This is a genomic window from Pseudonocardia sp. DSM 110487, from assembly GCF_019468565.1.
GTDB lineage: Bacteria > Actinomycetota > Actinomycetes > Mycobacteriales > Pseudonocardiaceae > Pseudonocardia.
This window is the reverse complement of record NZ_CP080521.1, coordinates 7,451,778-7,475,698: the sequence shown is the minus strand read 5'-3', so window position 1 is coordinate 7,475,698 and position 23,921 is coordinate 7,451,778. Positions and strand designations below refer to the sequence as shown.

Annotated in this window: 22 protein-coding genes and 1 pseudogene; 8 read left to right on the top strand and 15 right to left on the bottom strand. The window is 71.5% G+C overall.

Features of this window, described 5'->3' with window-relative positions; genetic code table 11:
• Positions 1-5: 5 nt before the first annotated feature.
• From K1T35_RS34965 to K1T35_RS34935, 7 genes are read right to left on the bottom strand one after another with little or no spacing between them, the layout of a single operon-like run.
• Positions 6-575, bottom strand: coding sequence for a nuclear transport factor 2 family protein (locus K1T35_RS34965; protein ID WP_220256014.1), 570 nt, complete (start codon positions 573-575; stop codon positions 6-8).
• 37 nt (positions 576-612) lie between these two features.
• Positions 613-1,572 carry a PDR/VanB family oxidoreductase gene (locus K1T35_RS34960; protein WP_220256013.1) on the bottom strand — a complete coding sequence of 320 codons (960 nt, stop codon included), beginning with the start codon at positions 1,570-1,572 and terminating at the stop codon, positions 613-615.
• A gap of 36 nt (positions 1,573-1,608) precedes the next feature.
• On the bottom strand, positions 1,609-2,355 hold the full coding sequence (locus K1T35_RS34955) for an SDR family NAD(P)-dependent oxidoreductase (protein ID WP_220256012.1): 747 nt from the start codon (positions 2,353-2,355) through the stop codon (positions 1,609-1,611).
• Entirely contained in the window at positions 2,352-2,876 is a 525-nt protein-coding gene (locus K1T35_RS34950; protein ID WP_220256011.1) for an aromatic-ring-hydroxylating dioxygenase subunit beta, read from the bottom strand. Before K1T35_RS34950 ends, K1T35_RS34955 begins: the two co-directional genes overlap by 4 nt.
• Positions 2,869-4,143 (bottom strand): Rieske 2Fe-2S domain-containing protein, encoded by a 1,275-nt coding sequence (locus tag K1T35_RS34945; RefSeq protein WP_220256010.1) that lies wholly within the window; start codon positions 4,141-4,143, stop codon positions 2,869-2,871. The genes K1T35_RS34950 and K1T35_RS34945 overlap by 8 nt, the downstream gene beginning before the upstream one ends.
• Positions 4,140-4,511 carry a hypothetical protein gene (locus K1T35_RS34940; protein ID WP_220256009.1) on the bottom strand — a complete coding sequence of 124 codons (372 nt, stop codon included), beginning with the start codon at positions 4,509-4,511 and terminating at the stop codon, positions 4,140-4,142. The genes K1T35_RS34945 and K1T35_RS34940 overlap by 4 nt, the downstream gene beginning before the upstream one ends.
• A gap of 34 nt (positions 4,512-4,545) precedes the next feature.
• The gene (locus tag K1T35_RS34935) at positions 4,546-5,709 is read right to left on the bottom strand and encodes an acyl-CoA dehydrogenase family protein (RefSeq protein WP_255621066.1); all 1,164 of its coding nucleotides are present in this window, start codon (positions 5,707-5,709) and stop codon (positions 4,546-4,548) included.
• A 202-nt stretch (positions 5,710-5,911) separates the two neighbouring features.
• Here K1T35_RS34935 and K1T35_RS34930 point away from each other — a divergent pair, with 202 nt between their 5' ends.
• Entirely contained in the window at positions 5,912-7,429 is a 1,518-nt protein-coding gene (locus K1T35_RS34930; protein ID WP_220256008.1) for an ATP-binding protein, read from the top strand.
• 6 nt (positions 7,430-7,435) lie between these two features.
• Here K1T35_RS34930 and K1T35_RS34925 read toward each other — a convergent pair whose 3' ends face one another.
• Positions 7,436-8,047: a response regulator transcription factor gene (locus tag K1T35_RS34925; RefSeq protein WP_220256007.1), complete on the bottom strand. Its 612-nt coding sequence runs from the start codon at positions 8,045-8,047 to the stop codon at positions 7,436-7,438.
• A 200-nt stretch (positions 8,048-8,247) separates the two neighbouring features.
• Here K1T35_RS34925 and K1T35_RS34920 point away from each other — a divergent pair, with 200 nt between their 5' ends.
• The 4 genes from K1T35_RS34920 to K1T35_RS34905 are packed head-to-tail and all read left to right on the top strand — an operon-like array spanning position 8,248 to position 11,839.
• The gene (locus K1T35_RS34920) at positions 8,248-8,763 is read left to right on the top strand and encodes a flavin reductase (RefSeq protein ID WP_255621065.1); all 516 of its coding nucleotides are present in this window, start codon (positions 8,248-8,250) and stop codon (positions 8,761-8,763) included.
• A 25-nt stretch (positions 8,764-8,788) separates the two neighbouring features.
• Positions 8,789-9,064, top strand: a complete 276-nt coding sequence (locus K1T35_RS34915) for a hypothetical protein (protein WP_255621064.1) — start codon at positions 8,789-8,791, stop codon at positions 9,062-9,064.
• Positions 9,061-10,353: an amidase gene (locus K1T35_RS34910; protein ID WP_220256006.1), complete on the top strand. Its 1,293-nt coding sequence runs from the start codon at positions 9,061-9,063 to the stop codon at positions 10,351-10,353. The genes K1T35_RS34915 and K1T35_RS34910 overlap by 4 nt, the downstream gene beginning before the upstream one ends.
• A 43-nt stretch (positions 10,354-10,396) precedes the next feature.
• Positions 10,397-11,839: an aldehyde dehydrogenase gene (locus tag K1T35_RS34905; RefSeq protein ID WP_220256005.1), complete on the top strand. Its 1,443-nt coding sequence runs from the start codon at positions 10,397-10,399 to the stop codon at positions 11,837-11,839.
• Between the two features lie 64 nt (positions 11,840-11,903).
• On the opposite strand, the gene K1T35_RS34900 is transcribed toward K1T35_RS34905, so the two are convergent.
• Genes K1T35_RS34900 through K1T35_RS34890 form a run of 3 tightly spaced genes read right to left on the bottom strand, consistent with a single transcriptional unit; the run spans position 11,904 to position 17,060 of the window.
• Positions 11,904-13,556, bottom strand: a complete 1,653-nt coding sequence (locus K1T35_RS34900; RefSeq protein WP_220256004.1) for an amidohydrolase — start codon at positions 13,554-13,556, stop codon at positions 11,904-11,906.
• Between the two features lie 44 nt (positions 13,557-13,600).
• The gene (locus tag K1T35_RS34895; protein WP_220256003.1) at positions 13,601-15,073 is read right to left on the bottom strand and encodes an APC family permease; all 1,473 of its coding nucleotides are present in this window, start codon (positions 15,071-15,073) and stop codon (positions 13,601-13,603) included.
• Positions 15,066-17,060 (bottom strand): primary-amine oxidase, encoded by a 1,995-nt coding sequence (locus K1T35_RS34890; protein ID WP_220256002.1) that lies wholly within the window; start codon positions 17,058-17,060, stop codon positions 15,066-15,068. The genes K1T35_RS34895 and K1T35_RS34890 overlap by 8 nt, the downstream gene beginning before the upstream one ends.
• 123 nt (positions 17,061-17,183) lie before the next feature.
• Between K1T35_RS34890 and K1T35_RS34885 the strand changes: the two genes are divergently transcribed.
• The 3 genes and pseudogenes from K1T35_RS34885 to K1T35_RS34875 all read left to right on the top strand — a co-directional run.
• The gene (locus K1T35_RS34885; protein WP_220256001.1) at positions 17,184-17,771 is read left to right on the top strand and encodes a TetR/AcrR family transcriptional regulator; all 588 of its coding nucleotides are present in this window, start codon (positions 17,184-17,186) and stop codon (positions 17,769-17,771) included.
• Between the two features lie 73 nt (positions 17,772-17,844).
• Positions 17,845-18,756, top strand: coding sequence for a LysR substrate-binding domain-containing protein (locus K1T35_RS34880; protein WP_220256000.1), 912 nt, complete (start codon positions 17,845-17,847; stop codon positions 18,754-18,756).
• A pseudogene (locus K1T35_RS34875) lies at positions 18,753-19,139 on the top strand (enolase); the annotation flags it as partial. The gene K1T35_RS34880 and the pseudogene K1T35_RS34875, both read left to right, overlap by 4 nt.
• Positions 19,140-19,253: 114 nt before the next feature.
• Here the strand turns inward: K1T35_RS34875 and K1T35_RS34870 are convergent.
• From K1T35_RS34870 to K1T35_RS34855, 4 genes are read right to left on the bottom strand one after another with little or no spacing between them, the layout of a single operon-like run.
• Complete coding sequence (locus K1T35_RS34870) at positions 19,254-20,549, bottom strand: MFS transporter (RefSeq protein ID WP_220255999.1); 1,296 nt, start codon at positions 20,547-20,549, stop codon at positions 19,254-19,256.
• Positions 20,550-20,581: 32 nt separating this feature from the next.
• Positions 20,582-21,628 carry an amidohydrolase family protein gene (locus K1T35_RS34865; protein ID WP_220255998.1) on the bottom strand — a complete coding sequence of 349 codons (1,047 nt, stop codon included), beginning with the start codon at positions 21,626-21,628 and terminating at the stop codon, positions 20,582-20,584.
• Positions 21,625-22,368 carry a nuclear transport factor 2 family protein gene (locus K1T35_RS34860; protein WP_220255997.1) on the bottom strand — a complete coding sequence of 248 codons (744 nt, stop codon included), beginning with the start codon at positions 22,366-22,368 and terminating at the stop codon, positions 21,625-21,627. Before K1T35_RS34860 ends, K1T35_RS34865 begins: the two co-directional genes overlap by 4 nt.
• Before the next feature lie 31 nt (positions 22,369-22,399).
• Entirely contained in the window at positions 22,400-23,845 is a 1,446-nt protein-coding gene (locus K1T35_RS34855) for a carotenoid oxygenase family protein (RefSeq protein ID WP_220255996.1), read from the bottom strand.
• Positions 23,846-23,921: the final 76 nt, after the last annotated feature.

Sequence of the window (23,921 nt, the reverse complement as noted above, 5' to 3'; positions counted from 1 at the left end):
CGCGGTCACGCCGTCGCTCGGTCGATCCCGCTCATCAAGGTCGACTCTCGCAGGTGGGACTTCCACCAGCCATCGGGCAGCGGCGCGACGAACAGGTTCTCAGTGCGGTACCGCGTGATCCGCCACCCGTCGGCTGTCGGGCGGAACCGCACGTGCAGGCGGCTGGACCGCAGCAGGGAGCTTCCGTCGTCGTAGATCCAGGGTTGGAACTGGACCCACTGGCCCTCGGCGCCGTCGGCGGTCGCCCAGAGCTGTTCGGCGCAGAGGTAGTGGGTGTTGAAGATCTGGCGGGGGTTGGTGGCGGTGTAGAAGCCGGTCATGTGGGTCGCGATGGCATCCGGCCCGATGTGGCGGCCGAACTGCGCTCCGTGGGTCCCGCCGACGCCTTCCCAGACGGCATCGGCGGTGAACAGTGCGCCGATCTCGCGGGCTCGCTCTTGCTGGGTCAGCCCGGGCTCGGGGAGCGGGGAGTCGCACAGGAACATGTAGCGGCCGAGGAGGCGGCGGGCCTCGGACTCGGCCCGGAGCTGCCGGACCTCCTCGGCCAACTGCTCGACCGTCGTCATCGTGGTCATGGGTGTCTCCAGGTGCTCGTGGTGGCGTGATGGACGGTCAGTAGAGCTCGATGACGAGGCGGGGCGTCCTGGACCGGGAGACGCACAGGGCCATCTGGTCGTTCGCGGCGCGGTCGCTCCTGGACAGGCAGTTGTCCCGGTGCTCAGGGAGGCCCTCGAGCACGCCGTTCACGCAGGTCCCGCAGATGCCCTCCCGGCAGGAGGTCTCGACGTCGATCCCGTTGGCCCGCAGCACGTCGACCACGCTGACGTCGGCGGGGACCTGGAAGACCTCGCCGGTGTCGAGCTCCACCTCGAAGGCGGTGTCAGTGGTGTCCCCGCTCGGTACCGACGCCTGGAAGTGCTCGATGTGGACGTGGTCCGCGCCAACCAGGGGTGCGGTGAGCGTCTCGATCCGCTCCATGAACCCCTCGGGTCCGCACGTGTAGACGTGCGAGCGGGACGTCAGCCCGCCCATCGTCCGCTCCAGCACGCCGGCCTGGTCCTCCCGCGCCACGCCGAAGTGCAGGAACACCCGGTCGCCGAACCCGCTGCGGTTCTCCAGCAGGTCGACGAACGCGGCGTCCTCGCGGGACCGGGCGAAGTAGTGGAACTCGAACCGCTCGCCGTGGCGCGCCAGGTGGTAGGCGATGCTCACCAGGGGAGTGACGCCGATCCCGGCGCCGACCAGCAGGTGCTTGTCGGCGTCCGTGGCGACCCCGAGCAGGTTGCGCGGCTGGCTGATCTCCAGCACCGAGCCGACGTGCAGCTCGTGCAGGGCCGCCGAGCCGCCGCGCGACGAGGGCTCCCGCTTCACCGCGATGACGAACGAGTTCGGCTCGTGGGCCGGGCTCACCAGGGAGTACTGCCGGACCAGGTCGGTCGGGCCGACCACGTCGATGTGGGCGCCGGGCGCGTAGGGATCGAACGGGCGCCCGTCGAGGCGGGACAGCCGGAAGGACTTGATGTCGGCGGTCTCCTCGACGATCTCGGAGACCCGTACCTTGAAGAGGCTCATGATCTTCCCGGCTCTGGGGGAACGGTCGGGTGGGGTTCAGCGCAGGTGGAGACCGCCGTTGACGTCCCAGCACGCTCCGGTGACGAACGCGGCCTCCCGGCTCGCCAGTAGCTCGACGACCTGCGCGACGAACTCGGGTGCGCCGAGGCGGCCCACCGGGATGGTCGACAGGTAGGACGGCATCCGGTCCGGCGGGACGAGGCTGTGGACGACGGGGAGGTCCAGCGGCCCGGGGGCCACGGCGTTGACGGTCACCCCGCGGGAGGCGAACTCGCGGGCGAACACCTTGGTGAGGGTGTGGATGCCGCCCTTGGACGCCGCGTAGTGCGCGCCCGTGGCTGTGCCGCCGTTCTGGCCGGCCAGCGAGCCGATGTTGACGATCCTCCCGTAGCCGCGCTCGGCCATGCGGGCGCCGAGCACCTGGCACGCGGTGAAGGTGCCGGTCAGGTTGACCCCGATCACCGCGTCGAACTCCTCGGCGGTGATCTGCATCAGCGGCGTCGACCGCGTGCGGGCCGCGTTGTTGACCACGACGTGCAGGTCACCCCACTCGGCCTCGATCGCGGCGAGCATCTGCCGCAGCGAGCTCGGCTCCCGCACGTCGGCGGTGAACGCTCTGGCCGTGGCCCCGGACGGGTCGAGGGCCTCGGCCACCGAAGCGGCGAGCTCCCCGTCCTGGTCGGCGAGCGCCACTCGCAGGCCCCGGGCGTGCAGCCGGGTGGCGATGACGGCGCCCAGACCCCGTGCGGCCCCGGTGACGACGGCGATGTCGGCGTCGCTCACAGCAGGTACCCCGACGCGTTGACCGACGCGTCGCTGTTGAGCAGGCGGATCACCTTGCCGCCGATGCGGTCGCCGCCGTCGGAGAGGACGACGACGTGGTCGAGATCGGCACCCAGCACCGCGTGCTCGTCGCGCTTGAACGACACGAGCACCTGGGCCGAGCGCAGCCGGACCTCGGTGTCGGAGACGGAGGTGACGGTGAAGCGGGAGACGGTGCGCACGGTCCGGGCGGCGTCGACGGCCGAGAGCGAGTAGCCCTCGACGATCCGCGCGACGCGCATCTGCCGCATCCGCTTGTCGTCGTAGATCATGTTCAGCGAGCCGGCGAAGTCGTCGGTGTCGCGCTCGATCGGGACCACGTACAGCGCGTCGTCGGTGTAGAGCTCCGCCCAGACCTCGTAGTCCTTCGCGTCGAGCAGAGCTGCCTCGTGCCAGACGAGCTGGATGGCCCGCTGGACGCGGGGATCGGCGAGGAACGGCGGGGCGGTCGCGAGCGCGGGCCCGGTCACCAGGTCAGTCATCGCCCATCATCTCCTTCCACTTCGCGTAGGCGGCGCGCATCCCGGTCTCGTCGGTGACGTGCGAGGTGGGCCAGCCCTCGCCGGCGGCCTTCTCGCGCGCCATCCCGCGGTTGACCATGATCGGCATTGCCGGCTCGGCCTGTGCGCCGCGCTGCACCCGCTCCCAGCCCTCCGAGTCGTCGGGCGTCCCGAACCCGAACGGGCCCTGGAAGTGCTCGTGGATGCGCAACCGCTCGCGGTTGACGGGACCGACGATCTCGGGGGGCCCGTCGGGCCCGATGGCGATGTGCTCGACCAGGGTGCGGTCGACCGCGATCGGGCGCAGGACGCGGAAGAACGAGTTGGACAGCGAGACGTTCGGGAACAGGTTCAGGTTGAAGCCGGTGCCGTGCATCGCGCGGACCAGCCGGCGGACCGCGGCGTCGTCGAGCCCGGCCTGCCCGAGCTCGGCGACCAGCCCGTCGAAGCGGGCCTGCAGCGGCTCGGTGCCGTCGTCGGCGTCGAGGTCGGAGTGCTCCGGGACCATCTGCATGACGCTGTGACCGTTGCCGAGGGAGTGCGTCGTGCACTCCGGGTCGGTCATGAACGACATCATGTCGGCGGTCTCGGCGTCGACCGATGCCATCCAGGAGCGGTGCACGATCGGGAAGTGGTACCCGTCGGTGGTGTTCTCGAGCTGGATCTTCCAGTTGCCCCTGAACGTGAACTGGTGGCGGCCCAGCACCTTGATCGGGTAGCCGCCGCCCTGCTTGGTGAACAGGTCGATCCACGGCGCCACGTCGCCGAGGAAATCCACGAGCGGCTCGATGTCGGGGTCGTACGAGGCGAAGATCATGCCGCCGTAGGATTCGGTCCGCAGGGCGCGCAGGGACAGGTCGGACTTCTCCATCACCCCCTCGTAACCGTCGGGGTAGGGGATGCCGCGCAGCCGACCGTCGAGGCCGTAGGACCAGGCGTGGTAGGGACAGGTGAAGCCGTTGGCCTCGCCGCGCGGCTTCTCGCAGAGGCTCGCGCCCCGGTGGCGGCAGCGGTTGAGCAGGGTGCGCACGGTGCCCTTGCGGTCCCGGGTGACGATCACCGGCTGGCGCCCGACGTAGGTGGACTTGAAGGTCCCCGGCTTGGGCAGCTCGCTGTCGTGCGCGACCCACACCCAGGTCGACTCGAAGATCTTCGTCAGCTCCTGCTCGAAGATCTCCGGGTCCGTGTAGAGGGACCCGTGGACGCGGTCGGGCTCGACGAGGGCCGGGGCGGGCGGGGTGGGCGTCACGACGTCGCCTCGATCTCGACGTCGTCGCGGACCACCAGCGGCCGGCCGATGCGGGCCTCGACCTTGGCGTAGCGCCAGAGGGAGTGCTCGCCGACCGGGATGGTGCGGAACAGGTTGCAGACGGCCTTGACCGTCTCCTGGGTGTCCACGTCGGCCAGGACGTAGGCGGTCCACGGCCAGCCGTCCGACGGCCCCACCATGTGGGCGTCGTCGTCGATGGTGCCGAGGACCCGGACACCGGCCATGGCCTCGATCTCGTCGAGCAGCTGCACGGTCGCCTTCCAGACCGCGCCCCCCTGCCCGGTGGGCAGGTCGAAGAAGTTCTGGTTGATGCCGATGCAGAACAGCACGCGCAGCGGTGCGCTCATGTGGGGCTCCTCTTCCTCGAGGTCGGGTGGGGGATCAGCGGAAGCCGGGGATGGTGGGCGGCAGCCCCATGAGCACCGCGCCCGCGGCGTCGTACATGGAGGAGCCGAGGAAGGCGTGCTGGGTCGGCACGAGCGAGTCCCGCAGCAGCGGGAGCAGCGGGTGGTCGTTGTAGATCGCGCTCGTCCCCGAGAGCTCGAAGACCGAGCGGACGACCTCCGATCCCGTCTGGACGGCGTGCGTGGACGACAGCCGCAGCAGGCCGTTCTGCGCGTCGGAGACCGGGTCACCGGCGAGTACGGTCGCGAACGCCTCCTCGGCGGCCTCGTAGAAGAAGGCCCGCGCCGACCGCAGCCGTGCCTCGGCCCGCGCGATGTCGATGCGGTAGTAGGCGCGATCGGCCAGCTTCGGCGCCCCGGTCACCCCGGTGCCGCCACCGGCGACCTCCTCGGCGTAGTCGAGGGCCGCGCGGGCGATCCCCACGTTGACCACGGCGAGCACCTGGGCCGCGTAGGCGAGGCTGGGGTAGCGGTAGAGCGGCTCGTCGACAGTGGGGGCGCCGCCCCGGATGAACGTGCGCTCCTTCGGTACCTCGACGTCGCGCACGACGAGATCGAAACTGCCGGTGCCCGCCATGCCGACGACGTCCCAGTCCTGCACGATCTCGACCTGGTCCGGGCGCAGCAGCACGGTGCGCGGCTTGCCGCCGGTGGTTTCGTCGCCGGGGATGCCGACCCCGAGGACGTCGGCGCCCATGCAGCCGCTGGCCCACTTCCACCGGCCGTTGACCAGGAAACCGCTGCCGGTGTCCTTGGCGGGCTGCACCGGGAAGAGACCGCCGGCGAAGGCGACGTCCGGCCCGTCCCGGTAGAGGTCGGCCTGGGTCTCCAGGGGGAGCGCGGCGAGGTAGACCAGCGCGGAACCGAAGCTCGCGACCCAGCCGGCCGACCCGTCGGCGGTCGAGATGCGCTCGACCACGCGGAGGAACTCGGCGGGCGGGAGGGCGTCGCCGCCGAACCGCTTCGGTGCCGACGCGCGGTAGATGCCGACCGCCTTGAACTTCGCGATCATGTCGTCGGGCACGTAGCCCATCGTCCGGAACTCGCCGCGGCGCTCGACGATCTCGGCGAGGACGTCGTCGAGCGGGGTCAACGCGAGCAGGTTCGCCGGCGGCGCGGTGAAATGACCGGTCTGCAGCACGTGAATCTCCCCTTGTTCCGCTCGGATGTCGCTTTCTCGACGGTATTCGGAGAACGCCGGGAGAAACAGTTGGGAGTGGCTGGACAATCGGTCGGGAAACCCTCTCCACGGCTAAGGGAATCCCCTACGCGGCAGTGTGGTGGCCACCCGGCGGACTACGCTGCTCGCCACAGGCGCGGCGGAACGAAGGGAACGATCACGGATGAACCCGTCCGGGACCGCGGAGGAGCTGTGCGCGGAGGACCGGGCCGCGCTCCTCGACGCCGCGACGCAGTGCATCCTGGTCCACGACGCCGCGACCAAGGACATCCTCTGGGCCAACCCGGCGGCGTGCTCGATGCTCGAGTTCACCCTCGACGAGCTGCGCCCGCTCAAGGCGCCCGACATGAGCAGCCAGGCCTGGCAGTACCGCCGGTCGCTGGGCCGTGCGTGGCTGCAGGAGGCCGTCGAGCGCGGGCACAGCCGGATCCAGTGGCGGTACCGGTCGAAGTCGGGACGCGAGTTCCCCACCGATGCCCGGGCCACCCGGGTAGAGCTGAGCACGGGGCCCGCGGTGCTGGTGCAGTTCCGCGACATCGAGCGGGAGCAGGAGCTCGAGCGGACCCTGCTGCGCACGACCGACCTGGTCGAGGCGCTGGCCCGGCGTACGGTGACGGGAGCGCTCGCCGTCCGGGCGGACGGCACCGTCGAGTACGCGACCGACAGCGCCCTCGTGCAGCTGGGCACCAGCCGTGACGAGCTGGTCGGGGCGAGCCTGCTCGACTTCGGTGATCTCGTCGAGGGAGGCCGGCCGGTGGCGTGGGACGAGGTCCTCGCCTCGGCCACGTCGTCGAGCTCGCCGCTGACCTCGGTGCGGATCCACGCCCGTCGCCCCGAGGACGCGCGCCGCTGGCTGGAGGCGAGCGTGGAGACCACGACGGCCGTCGACGGCTCCTGCGGCGTCGTGCTGCTCGTCCACGACGTCACCCCCCGGGTGCGGGCCGAGGTCCAGCGCGAGCGCGAGGTGCACCACGAGAACTACCTCGCGCGCTACAACGCGATGGGGGACATGGCGATGGCCATCGCGCACGAGCTGGGCCAGCCGCTCTCCGCGGCGAGCAACTACCTGGACGGCATCGCACGGCTGCTGCCCGACGGCGAAGCCGGGCTGGAGCTCGGCATGAACGGCGCGCGCCGGCAGATCGAGCGGGCACGCAGCATCGTCACCAGCCTGAAGGGCTTCGTGGGCCACCTCGAGCACGTGGAGCAGGAGACGGACCTGAACGCGATCGTGACGGAGTGCCTCTACTTCGTGGAGCTCCGGGCCCGCTCGGTGGGCGTCCGGCTCGAGGTGGACCTCGCCGACGGTCCCGTCCCGGTCCGGTGCGAGCGGGTGCTCACCGGTCAGGTCGTGGTGAACCTCTGCTCGAATGCGGTCGACGAGATCGCCGCCGTGGATCCCGTCGATCCCGCCGAGCGGGTCGTCCGCGTGCGGACGAGCCGGGACGGCGGGTGGGGCCGGTTCGCCGTGGAGGATCGCGGGCGCGGTGTGCCGGGCCAGGACTACGACCGCGTGTTCGAGAGTGCGGCGACGTCCAAGCAGCACGGCAGCGGCATCGGGCTGGGGCTGAGCTACCGCATCATCACGCGGCAGCACGGCATGATCGGCGCGGTACCGGCCTACCCGCGGGGTTCGGTGTTCACCTTCGCGCTGCCCGGTCCGGTCGACGGGACGACCTGACGTTCCTCAGACCGTCACGTCGTTCTGGAGGATGTCGCGCACCAGCGTGGCGATGCTGTCGGCCTCGGTCTTGTTCTTGATCCGGGCCCGGTGCACGTCGACGGTCTTCACGCTCGTCCCCAGCTGCCGGGCGATGTTCTGGCTCGGGAGGCCGTCGATGACCAGGCGCAGGATCTCCAGCTCCCGCGGGGTCAGGTTCTGCAACCGCTGCTCGACCTGCCGCTTGCGGTCGCGCTGCGCGAACCGGTCGGTGGCGCGCAGCAGGTTGGTCTGGACCACCTCGATCATCTGCTGGGGGTCGTAGGGCTTCTCGATGAAGTCCACCGCACCTTGCTGCAGGGCACGCACCGACATGCGGATGTCGCCGTGTGCGGAGCAGAAGACGACCGGCAGCGGGACCCCCATCCGGTTGAGGCGTTCCTGGAGCTGGAAGCCGCTCACCCGCGGCATCCGCACGTCCACGATGAGGCAGCCGGGAATCTCCGGGTCGAGAGCGCTCAGGAACTCCTCGGGACCGGCGAACGCCTCCGCGGCGATGCCGACGCTGTCCAGGAGCCATACCAGGGAATCCCGCACATCGACGTCGTCGTCGACGACGTACACCCGGGGCTCGGCCATCGGACCAGGCTAAAGCCCCGACGGCGGGACGACTATCACCGAATGCCCGCAACCGGTGAGAAGTGAAGGAATTACCTACGTCGCTGAGGATGAGCACCCTGGAGAGGAAAGACACTCGGCATTCTCCGCGTCCCGCTCCCGCAATACGGTCGAACTGCGGCGCCGGTCGTCGCTCCCACTGATCGTCGAGGAGGCTCGCGGTGGCCGAACACGCGGACGCGCGACGCGAATTCCGGACGGCGATGGCGCACCTGTCGGCCGCCGTCAACGTCGTGACCACCAACGGACCGGGCGGCAAGGCCGGGATCACCGTCAGCGCGGTGTGCTCGGTGACCGACGCCCCGCCCACCGTGCTGGTGTGCGTCAACCAGTCCAGCTACACCCACGACATCTTCAGGCGCAACGGCCGGGTATGCGTCAACGTGCTGGGCGCCGAGCACGAGGAGCTCGCGATGCACTTCGCCGGCGCCACCAAGATCCCGATGGAGGAGCGCTTCGGCTGGGCCGTGTGGGACCACGAGTCCGAGGACGTGCCGATCCTCAAGGACGCGCTCGTGGCGCTCGTCGGCCGGATCACGGGCCACACCCTGCGCGGCTCCCACTCGGTGATGTTCGTGGAGGTGACGCGCACGGTCGTGCGCGACAGCACCGACGGCCTCGTCTACTTCAAGCGGCAGTTCCACCGGCTGGGCGAGCCCACGGTCACCACCGTCTGAGCCGCGACCGGACGACGACGGAGGGATGCCCGTGGAGCATGGTGAGAGCCCGCTGCGCATGACACTGACCTGCTACAACGACACGCACGGCTGGGGCTGGCGGCACGTCGACCTGTTCGTCCACGACGACGCGGGCCGCGAGGTGAACTGGGTCCACTGGCAGGTCGACGCCGACGGACCCGACGCCGCGGACGCCGTTACCGCCCGTGTGGAGCCCGACCTGCGGCGGGTGTCGGAGTGGCGCCACCTCGTGAGCGAGAGCGGCATGGACTACTGGGTCGCCGACGCGAGGTGGACGTGAGCCCGGGCGCCCTCGCCGAGCGCTGGTCGCTGGCGGCCACCGTCCGCGACCTGCGCGACGGGCGGGCCCGACCGCAGGATCTCCTCGACCGCGCCGCAGCGCGGATCGCCGCGTGCGAGCACCGGATCCACGCCTGGGTCCGCCAGCGCCCGGACGCGGAGCTGCGCAGCGCGCCGGGCGCCGGTCCGCTCCGGGGAGTCCCGGTCGGTGTCAAGGACATCATCGACGTCGCCGGCCTGCCCACGGAGTGCGGTTCGGACCTGCGCCGCGGTGCCGCGCCGGCCACCGCCGACGCGCAGGTCGTCGCGCTGTTGCGGGCCTGCGGCGCCGTCCCCCTTGGCAAGACGGTCTCCACCGAGTTCGCCTACTTCGCGCCCGGACCCACCCGCAACCCCGCAGCCCTGGCGCACACGCCCGGCGGGTCGTCGAGCGGCTCCGCCGCCGCCGTCGCCGCCGGGATGGTGCCGCTCGCGATCGGTTCCCAGACCGCCGGGTCCCTGACCCGGCCCGCCGCCTTCTGCGGGGTCGCCGGCCTGGTGGTGACCCGGGGATCGCTGTCCACGTCCGGAGTCGTCGGCCTGAGCCCCTCCCTGGACTCCCTCGGACTGCTGGCCGCGGGCGTGGCCGACCTCCGTACTGCGTGGGCCGCGGTGCGCGCGGACGACCGTGCGCTCACGGCCGCGCTGAGCGGCGACCACACCGTCGCGCCGCGGTCGCTGCGCATCCTGTTCTGGGAGCCCGACGGTCTGGGCGAGCTCGATCCGGCGATGCCAGCCGCGCTCGACCGGGCCGCGTCCCGGCTGGCGGCAACGGGTGCCACGGTCACCCGGCTCGCGCCGACCCGCCTCCCGGCGGAGCTGGCCGCGGACCACGCGTCGATCATGGCGTTCGAGGCCGCCCGGGAGCGGCAGGCGGAGCTGGAGCACCTGGACCGCCTCAGCGAACCCCTCGCCGATCTCCTCCGGCAGGGCGCGCAGATGCCCGCCGACGCGTACCGGGACGCCGTCCACCGTGTCGCGCAGGCGGGCCCGGTCGTCGCGGGCCTGGTGGACGAGCACGATGCCGTCCTCGGGCCGGCAGCGCTGGGTCCGGCACCGGAGGGCATCGCCGCCACGGGGAGCCCGATCCTCAGCCGTCCCTGGCAGGTCCTCGGGTTGCCCGTCGTGACCGTGCCGGGCCTGCGCTCACCGCAGGGACTGCCCCTCGGCCTGCAGCTCGTCGGTCGGCCGCACGGCGAGGACCACCTCCTCGCCGTCGCCGAGGCCGTCGAGCACCTGGTCCCGGACTGACGCCCCTCCCTACCCCTGCCCACATGACCAGTGAGGAACGCGCATGCCGAAGTTGCTGTACATCGACGGGGACTGGGTGCCGGGCGCCGCAGGTGCCGAGGACCCGACCTACGACCCCGCCACGGAGACCCTGATCGACACGGTGGCCCGGGCGGAGCAGTCCGACGTCGACGCTGCGGTGGCCGCCGCCCGCCGGGCGCTGAGCGACCCGGGTTGGCGCGACCTGGTGCCGCGCGACCGCGCCGCGCTGCTGTTCCGGCTCGCGGACCTGGTCGAGGCCGACGCCGACGAGCTCGCCCGCCTGGAAACCCTCGACCAGGGACAGCCGCTCTCGATCGCCCGCACGGTCACGGTGCCGATGACGGCCGACCACTTCCGCTACTACGCCGGCTGGGTCACCAAGATCCAGGGAACGGTCAACCCCGTCTCCACCCCGGACACCCTCAACTACACCCGCCGCGAGCCGATCGGGGTCTGCGGCCTCATCACGCCGTGGAACTTCCCGCTCAGCATCGCCTCGTGGAAGCTCGCCCCGGCGCTGGCCACCGGCAACACCACCATCCTGAAGCCGGCCGAGCAGACCCCGCTCAGCACGATCCGCCTCGTCGAGCTGGCCGAGCGGGCCGGGTTCCCGCGCGGCGTGATCAACCTCCTGACCGGCGACGGGCGGGTCGGCAAGGCGATCGTCGACCACCCCGGCGTCGACAAGATCTCCTTCACCGGATCCACCGCGGTCGGCAAGGAGATCGCCCGCAGCGCCGCGGACACCCTCAAGCGCGTGACGCTCGAGCTCGGGGGCAAGGCGCCCTCGATCATCACCCGGAGCGCGGACATCGACGCCGCCGTGGCGGGCAATCTCGGAGGAGCGTTGCTCAACTCCGGGCAGGTCTGCGCCGCCTACACGCGGTTCTACGTCGATGAGCGCCGGGTGGACGAGTTCGTCGGCAAGCTCGCCGCGGGCGCTGCGGCCGTCCCGATCGGACCCGGGTCGGACCCCGGTACCCAGATGGGCCCGCTCGTGTCAGCCGAGCACCTCGCCCACGTCTCCGGCCTGGTCGACGTGGCCCGGCAGCAGCAGGCAGAGGTCGTGACCGGCGGGATCCGGGCCCGGGACAAGGGATGGTTCTACGCGCCGACCGTGCTCACCGGGGTCACCGACGACATGCGCATCGCCCGCGAGGAGGTCTTCGGCCCGGTGCTCTCGGTGCTGACCTACTCCGACGAGGACGAGCTCTCCTCGCTCGTCGCCAGGGCCAACGACACCGACTACGGGCTGGCCGCCGCGGTGTGGACCCAGGACCTGCGCACCGCGCACCGGCTCGCCGAGGGCATCCGCGCCGGGTCGGTCTTCGTCAACGGGCTGCCGATCCCCGACCCCGCGGCTCCGTGGGGTGGGTTCAAGAGCTCCGGCCTCGGCCGGGAGATGAGCACGGGCGCCATCGACGCGTTCACCGAGGTGAAGAGCGTGTTCGTCAACCTCGCCTGAACGGCCGACGGCCCCGAGCCCACCGGTGGGTGGGCTCGGGGCCGTTCGTCCGGAGCCGGCGCCCTCAGGCGTTGGTGCGGTCGTACACCTTCCGGCCGGCGAACCAGGTCTGCTCCGTCACGGTCGCGCCGAGCTGGTCCACCGGGACCGCGAACGGGTCCCGGTCGAGCACGACGAAGTCGGCGGACTTGCCGACCTCCAGCGAGCCGGTGACGTCGTCGGTGCCCATCGCCCGCGCCCCTCCGAGCGTGTACGCGTGGAGCGCCTCGGCGACGGTGATGCCCTGCTCCGGCCACAGCCGGCCGGGGAACGAGCCGGTGGGATCGGCCCGGCTCACCAGCCCCTGGATGCCGTACCAGGGGTTGGGTGAGGGCATGACCGGCCAGTCGGAGCCGCCGGCGAGCCGGGCACCCGCGTCCAGGAGGTCGCGGTTGGGGTGCAGCCGCTCGGCCCGCTCGCGCGGTATGCACGCGCAGATCGCCTCGACGATGACCCCGGGGAACCACAGGGCCGGCGACAGGTCGGCGACGACGTCGAGCTCGGCCAAGCGGGGCACGTCCACCGGGTCGACGTACTGGCCGTGGGCGATGTGGAACCGGGTGCCCGCGTGGCCGGCCGCGCGGACGGCCGCGACCGCGTCGAGCGTCATCCGCACCGAGCTGTCGCCGGTGCAGTGGACCTTCGCGCCGAGGCCCTGCTCGGCGACCCGCATGAGCCAGGCGGTCAGCTCGTCGCTGCTCATCGTCGTCTCGCCGCGCCACTCGGCACCATGTACGTCGTCGGGCAGGTAGGGCTGCAGGAACGCCGCGGTCTTCGAGGTCGGGACACCGTCGAGGAAGATCTTCACGAAGTCCGGGCGGTGGTGGGTGCTGCGGTACGCCTCCCGCTGGTCCAGGAGCTCCTGCCCGATCGGGTGGGTGCCGAAGATCTTGTCGTTGATCTGCATCGAGGTGACGACCCATGCGTCGAGGCGACCGCTGTCGTCGAGGCGCTTGAGCGCCGCGAGCATCGGCACCGAGGCGGCGGCGTCCTGGAAGGTGGTGACGCCGACGGAGTGCAGGATCGCGATGCCCCGGTGGCTGGCCTCGGCGTCCTGCTCCACGGTCGCGCCCGCGGACGCCGCGTGGGCCCGTTCCACGGGGATCACGGCGGACTCGATGAGCAGGCCGACCGGTTCCCCGGTTCCGGGGTCCCGGACGATCGCGCCGTCGGGCGCGTCCGGGGTCGCGGCGCCGATGCCGGCGACGGCGAGCGCGGCCGAGCTGACCCAGCGGTTGTGGCAGCTGTCGTCGCGGAGCAGCACCGGTCGCCCGCCGGCCGCGCGGTCGAGCGCCTCCAGCGCCGCGCGGTCCGACAGCACCGGGATGAGATTGCTGCCCCAGCCACCCCCGACCACCCACGCATCCGGTGCGAGCTCGGCCGACCAGGCGCGGACGGCGTCGAGGAGGCCGGTGAGATCGGCGGCGCCGTCGAGCGCGAGCTCGTAGAGGGCGGCGCGGCCGGCGAGCAGGTGGTGGTTGTGGACGTCGGCGAGACCGGGCATGAGGAACGCGCCGTCGTGGTCGACGACCTCGGGATCCCCCGCCACCTGCTCGAGCAGGTCGGCGTCGCCGACGGCCGCCACTCGGCCGTCGGCGACCAGCAGCACCGACGCCGACGGTCGGGCCGGGTCGAGGGTGTGGATGCGGGCGTTGCGGTGGACACGGTCGACCTTCATCGTGCAGTTCCTCCTGGCCGGGATCGGGTACGGACTGCGCGCGGTCAGTTCTCGGAGAGCGCCTGCTGCGAGGCAGCACCGAGCTCGTGCCCGGGAACCCCGCCGGTCCGCGACGGATGCTTCACGGCTCCGACGACCAGGCCCCCGACGAACGCGGCGGCGACGACGGCGAGCAGGGTCGCGGCCAGCACGGCCGAACCGCTGATCAGCGTGGCGAAGTTCAGCAGCACGAGCACCGTCACGAACGCGAGGCCGACCAGGCCCAGTGCCGGGGCGATCCGGGTGTTCCACACCCGCGCGTCGACTTCGTTGCAGGCGAAGAAGACGAGGATCGCCACGCCGGTGAGCACCATGAGCACGAGCACGCTCACGGTGGCGACGCCCGACATCCACGTGAACAGGTTCAGCACCGGGTCCGCGCCGGCGAGGGCGAAGACGCCAAGCAGGACGACGGTCGCGGCGGTCTGGGTGAGCGACCCGACGTGCGGCGATCCGTGCCTGGGGTGGGTGCGGGCCAGCGCCTCCGGGGCCACGCCCTTGCGGCCGAGTGCGTAGAGGTAGCGCGAGATGGCGTTGTGGAAGGACAGCAGGGCGGCGAAGAGGCTGGTCAGCAGCATGATCGTCATGACGTCGGCGTAGGAAGGGCCGATGTACTGCGCAGCCGCGGCGAACACCAGGCCGGCGGTGTCGGCCTGGGCCGCTGCCTCGACCTGGCTCGGACCGAACGCGACGACGATCGCCCAGCTGGCGATCGCGTAGAACACCCCGATGAGGACGACGGCGATGTAGGTGGCCTTCGGGATGGTGCGCCGGGGATCGCGGGCCTCCTCGCCGTAGATCGCGGTCGCCTCGAAGCCGACGAACGACGCGACGGCGAACATGACGGCGATGCCGGGGCCGTCCTGGAAGAACGTGCTGGGGGCGAACGAGGTGAGCGCGTAGCCCTCCGGCCCGCCCTTGACCAGGATCGTCGCCGCCAGGACGGCCACGATCGCGATCTCGAGCACGAGCAGGACCCCGAGTACCTTGGCGCCGACGTCGATGCTGCGGTACCCGAGCAGGCCGACGACCGCGATGAGCACGACGGCGAGCAGCCACCACGGGAGCTCCGGCCCGCCGTACTGCGTGACGATGCTCTGCAGCGTGGTGGCGGCCAGCCCGTAGATCGCGGCCTGGATCGCGGTGTAGGTCAGCAGGGCGAGCGCCGCGGCGCCGAGCCCGAGCCGGGCGCCCAGGCCGCGCGTGACGTAGGCGTAGAAGGCACCGGCATCGACGACGTGGTGGCTCATCGCTGCGTACCCGACGCTGAAGACCAGCAGGACCACGGCGACGACGAGGAACGCCATCGGGACGCCGGGCCCGTTGCTGATCGCCAGCATGACCGGCAGCGCGCCGCCGATCGCGGTCAGCGGGGCGGCCGCGGCCACCACGAGGAAGACGATGCCGGCGACGCCGATGGAGCCGCGCAGGGTGTGGTCGCGGTCGGCGCCGCGCGCGGGGGCGGACTGCTCAGTCATGGTCGGCTCCGGATCGGGCGGCGCTCGTCGCGGCATCGGCGGCTGGGGCTGGGGTTGTGGCCGAGCAGTGGGCGCCGCGGGTGCGGGGGACGTCGAGAGCGGGGTTGCGGTCGAAGAAGCCGACCGGTCTGAGGGCGAAGCCCGTGTGGTCGACGGGCATGATCGGCCAGTCCTCCGGGCGCGGGAAGTGGGTGAGGCCGAACGTGTGCCAGACGACGAGATCCTGGCCGTCGATGTCGCGGTCGCCCGCGGTGTAGGCGGGCAGGCCGGCGCCGCCGGCGTGCTGGTTGACGAAGTCGCCCGCGGCGTAGCGCTCGGCCGGGTCGAAACGGGTGACCCACAGGTGCTTGGTGGCGAACGTGGCGCGGCGGTGGATCGAGGAGTCCTCGTCGGCGAGCAGTTCCGGGTTGCCCTCGGGCAGCAGCGCGTAGGCGACGGGATCGCCGAGCCGGTTGCGCGAGCCCGGGTTGGTGATGTGCCAGACGCGGCCCTTGCGGGGGTCGGCGAGCCGCTGCGCGGCCGACTCCGTGCGCAGAGGGGTGCGGCGGTGGGTGAAGGCGTTGCCGCGCGGGTTGCCCGGTCCCATGGGGACGCGCTGGACCTCGATCTCCTCGACCAGGTTGGCGGGACCGTCGACCGTCATGTCCAGGCGCGCGCTGAACAGGTGCTGGTGGTACGGGGCGCCGAGGCCGGGGGCGAGCTGCGAGGCGTAGGGGTTCGTCCCGTCGTAGCCGGGGCCCGGGTAGGCGGAGGTGAACACGACGCCGGTGGCCTTGGCCTCGCACTCGATGGTGCCGTCGAGGTAGAGGTACCAGTAGAAGCCGTAGTCGTAGTTGCCGATCGTGGTGAAGAACGAGATGACCATGCGGCGCTGGCGCCGCGTCTCCGAGGATCCCGCCCAGAGGTCGGTGTGCTTCCACAGGACCCCGTGGTCCTCCTCGTGCAGGCAGATCGCGTTCGGCAGCACCCGGGGGTGGCCGAACTCGTCGGCGATCACGGCGTCGAGGTAGGTGATGTCGCCGACGCAGTCGCAGCCCAGTTCGAGCGCGTTCGCGTAGCGGCCGATCATGTACTCGCCGGTGTCGAAGTAGTTCTGCCAGCTGCGGACCGGGGACGGGTCGGCGTAGGGCACGACCATCTCGGAGATCGACGCGCGGTGGATGATCGGCCGGTCCCGGTCCCCGTCGCGGAACGCGATCTGGTGCAGGACCAGACCCTCACGGGCGTCGAAGCCGATGCGGAGCGACCACTTCTCCCACTGCAGGAGGTGGCCGTCCAGTGCGAAGCTGGGACCGTCCGGCTGGGTGATCACGATCGGCTTCTGCGAGGTCCGCAGCGGGCCGGTCACCGCGACGTCGTCGAAGTTGGCCGGCTCCGCGGGGATCGGCACCGCGCCGATGTCGATCACCTGGTCGACGGTGCGGTTCAGGACGTCGACGTAGCCGACGAGGCCGTCGACCGGGCGGCCCCAGGCGTGGTCGCGCGGGTGCTCCTGCACGAACGCGAGCCCGCGCAGGATCCGGCGGCCGGCCTCCTCCGGGTACTCGAAGACCCCGGCCGACAGCGGTGCGACGCGCACCTTCGCCACGTCCAGTGCCCGTGCGGCGAGTGCCGCCAGCCAGCGTTCGTCGGTCGCGAGGACCTGCTCGACCAGCTCGAACTCCTCGTCGAGCACCGGCAGCTGGCCGTCGACGGCGGGGTCGAGGCGGCGGTCCGACAGCACCGACTTCGCGCTCACGGACACGCGCACGTCGCGTCCCCCGGGATCCTCGACGTCGTGCAGGAGCGCCCGGAAGACGCGCTCCGCCGTCCTGGCTCCCGGCCCGTACAGCTGGTCCTTCGGTGGCTCGTCCAGGCCCAGGTACACCACGCGCCCGGACTCCGGCTGGAGGGCGGCGTCCACCAGCACCTGCCGGACGATGCTGATCTCGTCGCTCGTCAACGGACTGAGCGGATGCGCCGGGGGCGTCTCGGAGGTGCTCGGCATCAGGTGTCTCCCGTTTTTCTCCGTGGGTAGACGAAAGGGTGGGCGAGCGGCGAAGGTTGCGGTATTGGGGATTCCTTTCCTCGGGGACCGGCATGACGACGGTGGAACGGCTGGAGGTTGCGGTTGCCCAGACAGGTCGACCACGACGAACGCCGCGCCGTGATCGCCGAGGCCGCCTGGCGGTTGATCGCCGAGCGCGGCGTCGATGCCGTCACGCTGCGCGAGATCGCCGCGACCATCGGCATGGCCAACGGCGCGTTGAAGCACTACTTCCCGGACAAGAGCTCGATCGTGCGGACCGCCTTCACGTCCGTGTTCGAGTCGACCAACACCCGCATCCGGGACCGGTTGGGCACGGCGACCGGGCTCGCCGGGCTGCGGATCTTCTGCCTCGAGGTCATGCCGGTGTCGCCGGTGACGCGGCTGGAGGCGCGCGTCGTCCTCCCGTTCTGGCAGCGGGCACTCGCCGACCCGGAACTGGCTGCGGCGTACGTGGCGGCCATGGCGTACTGGCGTGCGCAGATCCGCGGCTTCCTGATGGCCGCTCGCGTCGAGGGTTCGGTCACGTCGGCGGTCACCGACGACGTGCTCACCGAGCAGGTGCTCGCGATGCTCAACGGAGTGCAGGCGCTCGCCATGCTCGACCCGGCCGCCACGACGCCGGAGTCGCAGCGGCGGATGCTCGACGCGTTCCTCGACGGGCTGCGATAGAGACGTCCAGCATCTCAATCGCCCACCACTGGGTCTTTGTGTATGCGGAGTCGGCGGCCTACCGTCATCCGCCATGGAGATCCGGCAGCTGCGCTACTTCGTGACCGTGGCCCGCACACGGCACTTCGGGCAGGCCGCCGAGCAGCTGCACATGGCCCAGTCGCCGCTGTCGCAGGCGATCCGGCAGCTCGAGTCGCAGATCGGGGCCACGCTCTTCCACCGCACCACCCGCCGCGTCGATCTGACGACGGCCGGCGAGGCGTTCCTGCGCGACGCCCTCCGCATCCTCGACGCCACCGACGCCGCCGTGGAGCGCGTCGCGCGGATCGGCGAGGGCCGCAGCGGGTTCCTGCGCGTCGGCACGACGGGCCTGGCCGCCTACAAGCAGCTGCCCCAGCTGGCCCGCATCGCCGCCCGGGAGCTGCCCGGTGTCGAGCTGCGGTTCGTGCCCGACCTGCTCACCCCGGCCAGCGAGGCCGCGCTCGCCGAGAACCGAATCGACGTCGCGCTGCTGCGCCCGCCGACCGCCGGCGCCGGCGTGGCCACGCGGCTGATCACCCGTGAGCGCCTCGTGCTCGCGGTGCCGGCGGCGCACCGCCTCGCCGGCGACGAGCCCGTCGGGCTCGACGAGCTGCGCGAGGAGGACTTCGTCGTCTACGGGACCCGCGACTCCGTCGTCGACGCCGCCACGACCCACGCCTGCTTCGGTGCCGGGTTCCTGCCGCGCCGCGCCCACGAGGTCACCGAGACCTCGGTGATGCTCACCCTCGTCGCCGCCGGTCTGGGCGTCGCGCTGCTACCGGAGTCCGTGCTCGCGCTGCGCATCGAGGGTGTCCGCTACGTGACGGTGGCCGACGACGTCCACGTCGACCTGGCCCTTGCCTGGCGCGCCGACGACGACGATCCCGCGCTCGCCGCGCTCCTGGAGACGCTGGTGGCCAACGGCTTCGTGGCGCCCGTCCCGATGATCGCAGGTGCGTCGTGAAGATCGCGCGCATCGAGGCGATCCCGTTCGCCGTGCCCTATCGCAAGCCGCTGCGCTTCGCCTCCGGCGAGGTGCACACCGCGGATCACGTGCTGGTCCGCGTGCACACCGACGACGGGATCGTGGGCGTCGCCGAGGCCCCGCCGCGCCCGTACACCTACGGCGAGACGCAGGCGTCGATCGTCGCCGTGATCGACACGGTGTTCGCCCCCGAGATCGTGGGCCTGTCGCTGCTCGACCGCGAGACCATCCGGGCCCGCCTCGACCGGACCGTGGCCAACCCCGCCGCCAAGTCCGCGCTGGACATGGCCGTGTGGGATGCGCTGGGCCGCACCCTCGACCTGCCCGTCACGCAGCTGCTGGGCGGCTGGACCGATCGCATGGATGGGTCGGCGGATGGTTGACGCGCGAGCGTGCCGGAGGGGTGGGGCCCAGGGGTGCAGGTTGCTGGTGACCGCGACCGAGCGGCGTTCGTAGGCCGCATCGATGACGCCCGTCTATCGAACCCCGCGGATGGGCCGCACGGCGAGTGCCCCGAGCAACATGAACACGCCGCCGGCGAGAAACAGCGCCGAGTAGTTGCCCGCCGGGACGCCAGGCGCGGCGGCTCCGGCGCCGATCGCGAGGACGAGCGGGGCCAGCAGCGGCGAGAGCAGGTTGGGGATCAGCCCGGCGACGATGAACAGCCCCATGTCCTTCGCGGCGTCCTGCTTGCCGGCCGGCAGCAGGTCGGTCACCAGGGCGAGGTCGACCGCCCCGTAGGCACCTTTCGCGATGCCGAGCAGCGTGACCCCGACGAGGAACAGCGGCATGTCGGTCGCGACGCCTGCGACGGCGAATCCGGCGGCGCCGACGAGCGCGGCCCCGGCGACGAACGCCTTGCGGCGTCCCGCACGGTCCGAGAGCCAACCCGAGACCACGTTCGTCACGACCGCGACGGTGTTCTCGAGCAGCAACACCCCGAACATGACCGCCGCGATCTGCTGGGGCGCCACCCCGATCCGGGAGAGCAGGAAGTAGGCCTGGTAGATGATCAGGATCGTGACACCCATGAAGACCAGCAGCCGCCCGCCCAGTGCCCAGGCGAAGTCGGGACGCCGCCGCGGGTCGACCCAGAAGCTCGCGAGGATCTCCCGCGCTGACAGGGGTGGCCGCGGCGAACCGTCGTGGCGGCGGTCCGGCAGGACGAGGCACAGCACGGCCACGACGATCGCGGCGAGTCCGGCGGGCGCGAGCAGGCCCCAGGTCAGCGAGGTCGGGTTCAAGGCCAGTAGCCCGGCCCCCACGGTGGTGGCGGCGCTCTGCCCGACGCTGATCAGCCCTCCGACCCGGCCGCGCTGGTGCGCCGGGACGTGATCGGCCAGCACCGCGGTGATCGGGGCGAGCAGCGCCTGCACCCCGAGCTGGGTGATCGCCCACCCGCCCGCCAGCACAGCGACCGACGGTGCCGCCGCGACGATCCCCAGCCCGCATGTCGCTGCGGCGATACCGCCGAGCATCCACGGTCTGCGCATGCCGAAGCGGGAGCGGGTCCGATCGGACAGCCTGCCGAACACGGGGTTGGCGACGATGCCGAACACGGCACCGATCGCCGACACCATCGACAGGGAGGCGCTGGCTCCGGCCGGGTCGATCTCGCGGACGCGCAGCGCGAGCGTGATCGCGATCGGGGTGAGGATCGCCGTCCAGGAGCACAGGTTGGCGAATACGTAGACGGCCAGTACGGGCAAGGTCAGGCCCTTGCCCGGCGCGCCGGTGTCGAGGGGAACGGACGGGTCGTCCACTGCACTCATCGTCGAGCTCCGTGGCGTTCGGGGTGGTGGGATCAGTGGTGGAGGCCGAAGAGCTCGACAGCGGTCGTCTCGTAGAAGGCCGCGAGCTCCGACGGCGGGACCGGGAGGGCGTCGAGCTCGCGCACCTCGTCGGCGACGCACTGGTAGGGGTAGTCCATGGCGTAGAGCACGCGATCGGCGCCGACGACATCACGCACGAACATGACCGCGGGCGTCCAGGCCATCCCGCTGGTCGTGAACCAGACGTTGCGTCGCAGGTAGTCGCTTGGCCGCAGCTCCACGGCCTTCATCGCCGGGTAGCGGCCGGAGAGCACCTGGGCGTGGTGGAAGAAGTCGATCCGCGGGATCCAGAACGGCAGTCCCTCGCCGAGGTGCCCGATCACCAGGCGCAGCCGCGGGAAGTGATCGAACAGCCCCGCCGACATGATCCGCAGCACGTGCATCGCCGTCTCGACGGCGAACCCGTAGATTGCGCCGTCGAGACCCGCCTCGTACAGCGGCTCGATCATGCTGTCCGGCGGGGTGTTGGGGTGCAGGTACACCGGCACGCCCAGAGCCTCTGCCGCCTCCAGAACCGGCCAGAACTCCCGGTCGTCGAGGTAGCGGCCCTGCATGTGGGAGTTGAGGATCACCCCGCGCATGCCGAGCTGCGTCACGGCGCGGTCGAGCTCGGCCGCGGCGGCCGTCGGGTCCTGCAGTGCCACCGCCGCGAGCGCGGTGAACCGCTCCGGGTGGTCGCGCACGGCCTGCGCCGCGACGTCGTTGACGTGCCGGGCGAGTGCGGTCGCCTCGGCGGTGCCGAAGAGCTGGGTCCCGGGGCAGGTCAGCGAGATGACCTGATGATCGATACCGTGCGCGTCCATGTCGGCGATGCGCTTTACGCCGAGATCGGCCAGCCGGTCCACCACCCACCGCGGCCGCTCGGCGGTGCTGCCGAGGTAGAAGCCCCACAGGCTCTGGAACCCGCGGTCGCCGCCGCCGTCGCGCAGCAGGTCCCGGTAGCGGTCGAGGATCTCCGGCGGTGCGAACGCTTCCTCGGTGGCGATCCGGCGGTACGCGGGGCCGTTCGGTGTGGTCACGGGGTCTGCCTACGGTCGGCCCGCCCGTCCACGGCCTCGGCGGTGACCGGGTGCGGGTAGTGGAAGGGCACCGTGTCGGTGGCGGGGAAGAACTCGTACGGGGTGATCTCGTCGGGGCCGATCGGGTCCTCGGGGAAGGTCGCCGTCGGCAGGATGTGGTTCATGGGCGCGGTGTGGGTCCAACCCCGGGCGTGGTCGCCGTGCCAGATGGCGTGGTAGCCGAGCTTGCGGATCTTCCACACCCTGTCCTCGACGGCGTACTCGTTCTCGTACATGCCGCCCTCCCACCACTGCTCGAACGAGACCCGCTCGCGCAGGTGCATGGCGCTCTCGTGGATGCCTGCCTGCATCAGCGTGCGCATCCGAGCCTTGGCCGAGAGCCCGTCCTCGGCGACGGTGACGACGTCCTGCAGCATCACGTGGTCGAGCAGGAACCCGTGGACGGGGCCGTTGTACCCCCGGGTGAACCGCTCGCGGAATCGGCCGAGGTAGACGCGCTTGATGCTCTCGACGCCCCGGTAGATGCCACCGACGAAGTGCATCTCGCAGTCGCGGGTGAACAGCGCCACCACCTCGTCGTAGAGGCACTTGTCCAGGTAGTAGCCGTACTGGTTGTGCAGGCGGCGCACCGCGTCGACCGCCTCGAGCCGGCGCACCCGGGCGGCCAACTCGGCGACGGTGCGCTCCAGTTCGCCGCGATCGGTGCCGCCGGCGGGGGGTGTGGCCTCGTCGATCGTCACAGGTGATCTCCTTTGATCGCAGGGCGGGAACTCAGGCGGTGCGGGTGCGCAGCTCAGCGCCGCTGACCCAGTTGCCGTGCAGGCCTCGGCGGATGCGGAACGGCAGCGCGACGGTCGCGACGGGCGGCCCGTCGACGCGCTGGGCGTCGAGGATCACCAGGTCGCTGCGCATCTGCTGGTGGCGCCCGACGACGACGAATACGTAGCCATGCCCCTCCGGGGCGTCGGGCGAGCCGGGGACGAACACCGGCTCGCCCACCGAGCAGTCGTCGCCAGCGTAGAAGATCTGCGGCGCGCGGCCGCTGGTCAGGTCCAGCCCAGCGATCCAGCGGAAGCCGGAGCCGGGGGCGTCGTCCCCGGGGACGTGATTGAGCGCCATCACCCCCCACTCGTGCGGCAGGGTCTCGCGACGGTCGTCCATCCGCGGGAACTCGCCGGCGACGTCGACGAGGCGGTGCTCGGTGAAGGTCTCGCCGGGAGCACCCATGTCGATCGTCCAGCGGGACAGGAAGGCGCGCGCGGTCACGGGGTCGTAGGGCGTGTCGTCGACCCAGGGGAAGAACGGGAAGAAGTTGTCCCGGCCCACCGGGGTCTCGATGTGGATGCGGCGGCCGTCGTCGCTGGCCCCGAGGATGTGGCTGGCGAACCGGTTGGAACCGCGGAACCAGCGCACCTCGTCGCCGCTGCCCTTGCGCGGGACCACGCCCAGGTACACGTCCTCGTCGGGGTCCCACTTGTAGTGCGACTCGCCCCGGCGCAGCCACTCGTCCTCGGCCCGCAGCGGGATGATCGGGAAGATCACGAAGTTCTGGGTGACGCAGAAGTCATGCACCATCGAGGTGTAGGGGGCCCGCAGCCAGGCCTCGTGGATGACCGTGCCCGCCGGGTCGGCCTCGTAGTAGGCGATGTCCGGGGTGACCTCGCCCTTGGCCTGGAACGAAAAGAACACCATCTCGCCGGTGACGGGGTCGGTCTTGGGGTGCGCGGTGCTCGTGCGGGCCGTCAGCGCACCCTCGAAGTCGTACAGGCCGATGGTGTCGAGGGTGACCGGGTCGAGCAGCAGAGGAGGGGAGTCCTCCTTGCAGGCGTAGAGCTTTCCTCCGTGGTAGAAGACGTTGGTGTTCGCGACGGTGCGGTTCACACCAGCCACCGACGGGTCGTCGGTGTACGGGTTGCGGTAGGCGCCGAACAGCGACCGGCCCGCGGCCCGTTCGGCTTCGAAGCGGGGTGTGCGGACGTAGCGGCTGCGGAAGTCCACGCGGCCCTTCGCGAAGCAGAACGACATGGCCATCCCGTCCTCGTTGAAGAACAGGTCGCCGGGTACGTACGAGGGCCACGCCCGGTCGCAGACGACGCGGTAATAGGTGCCGTCGAGGTGCTCGGGCACCTCGCCCTGTACGACCTCCAGGCCGCTGATGTCGGCCTCGACGCGCATCGGCGCCTCGAACGGGACCTGCGGCCGCGGGAAACTCGTCATCGCAGGACCTCCGATGGTCGTCGAATGTGGTCCACCACACGCGCCACCGGCACCTCGGGCAACGATCCCGCCGAAC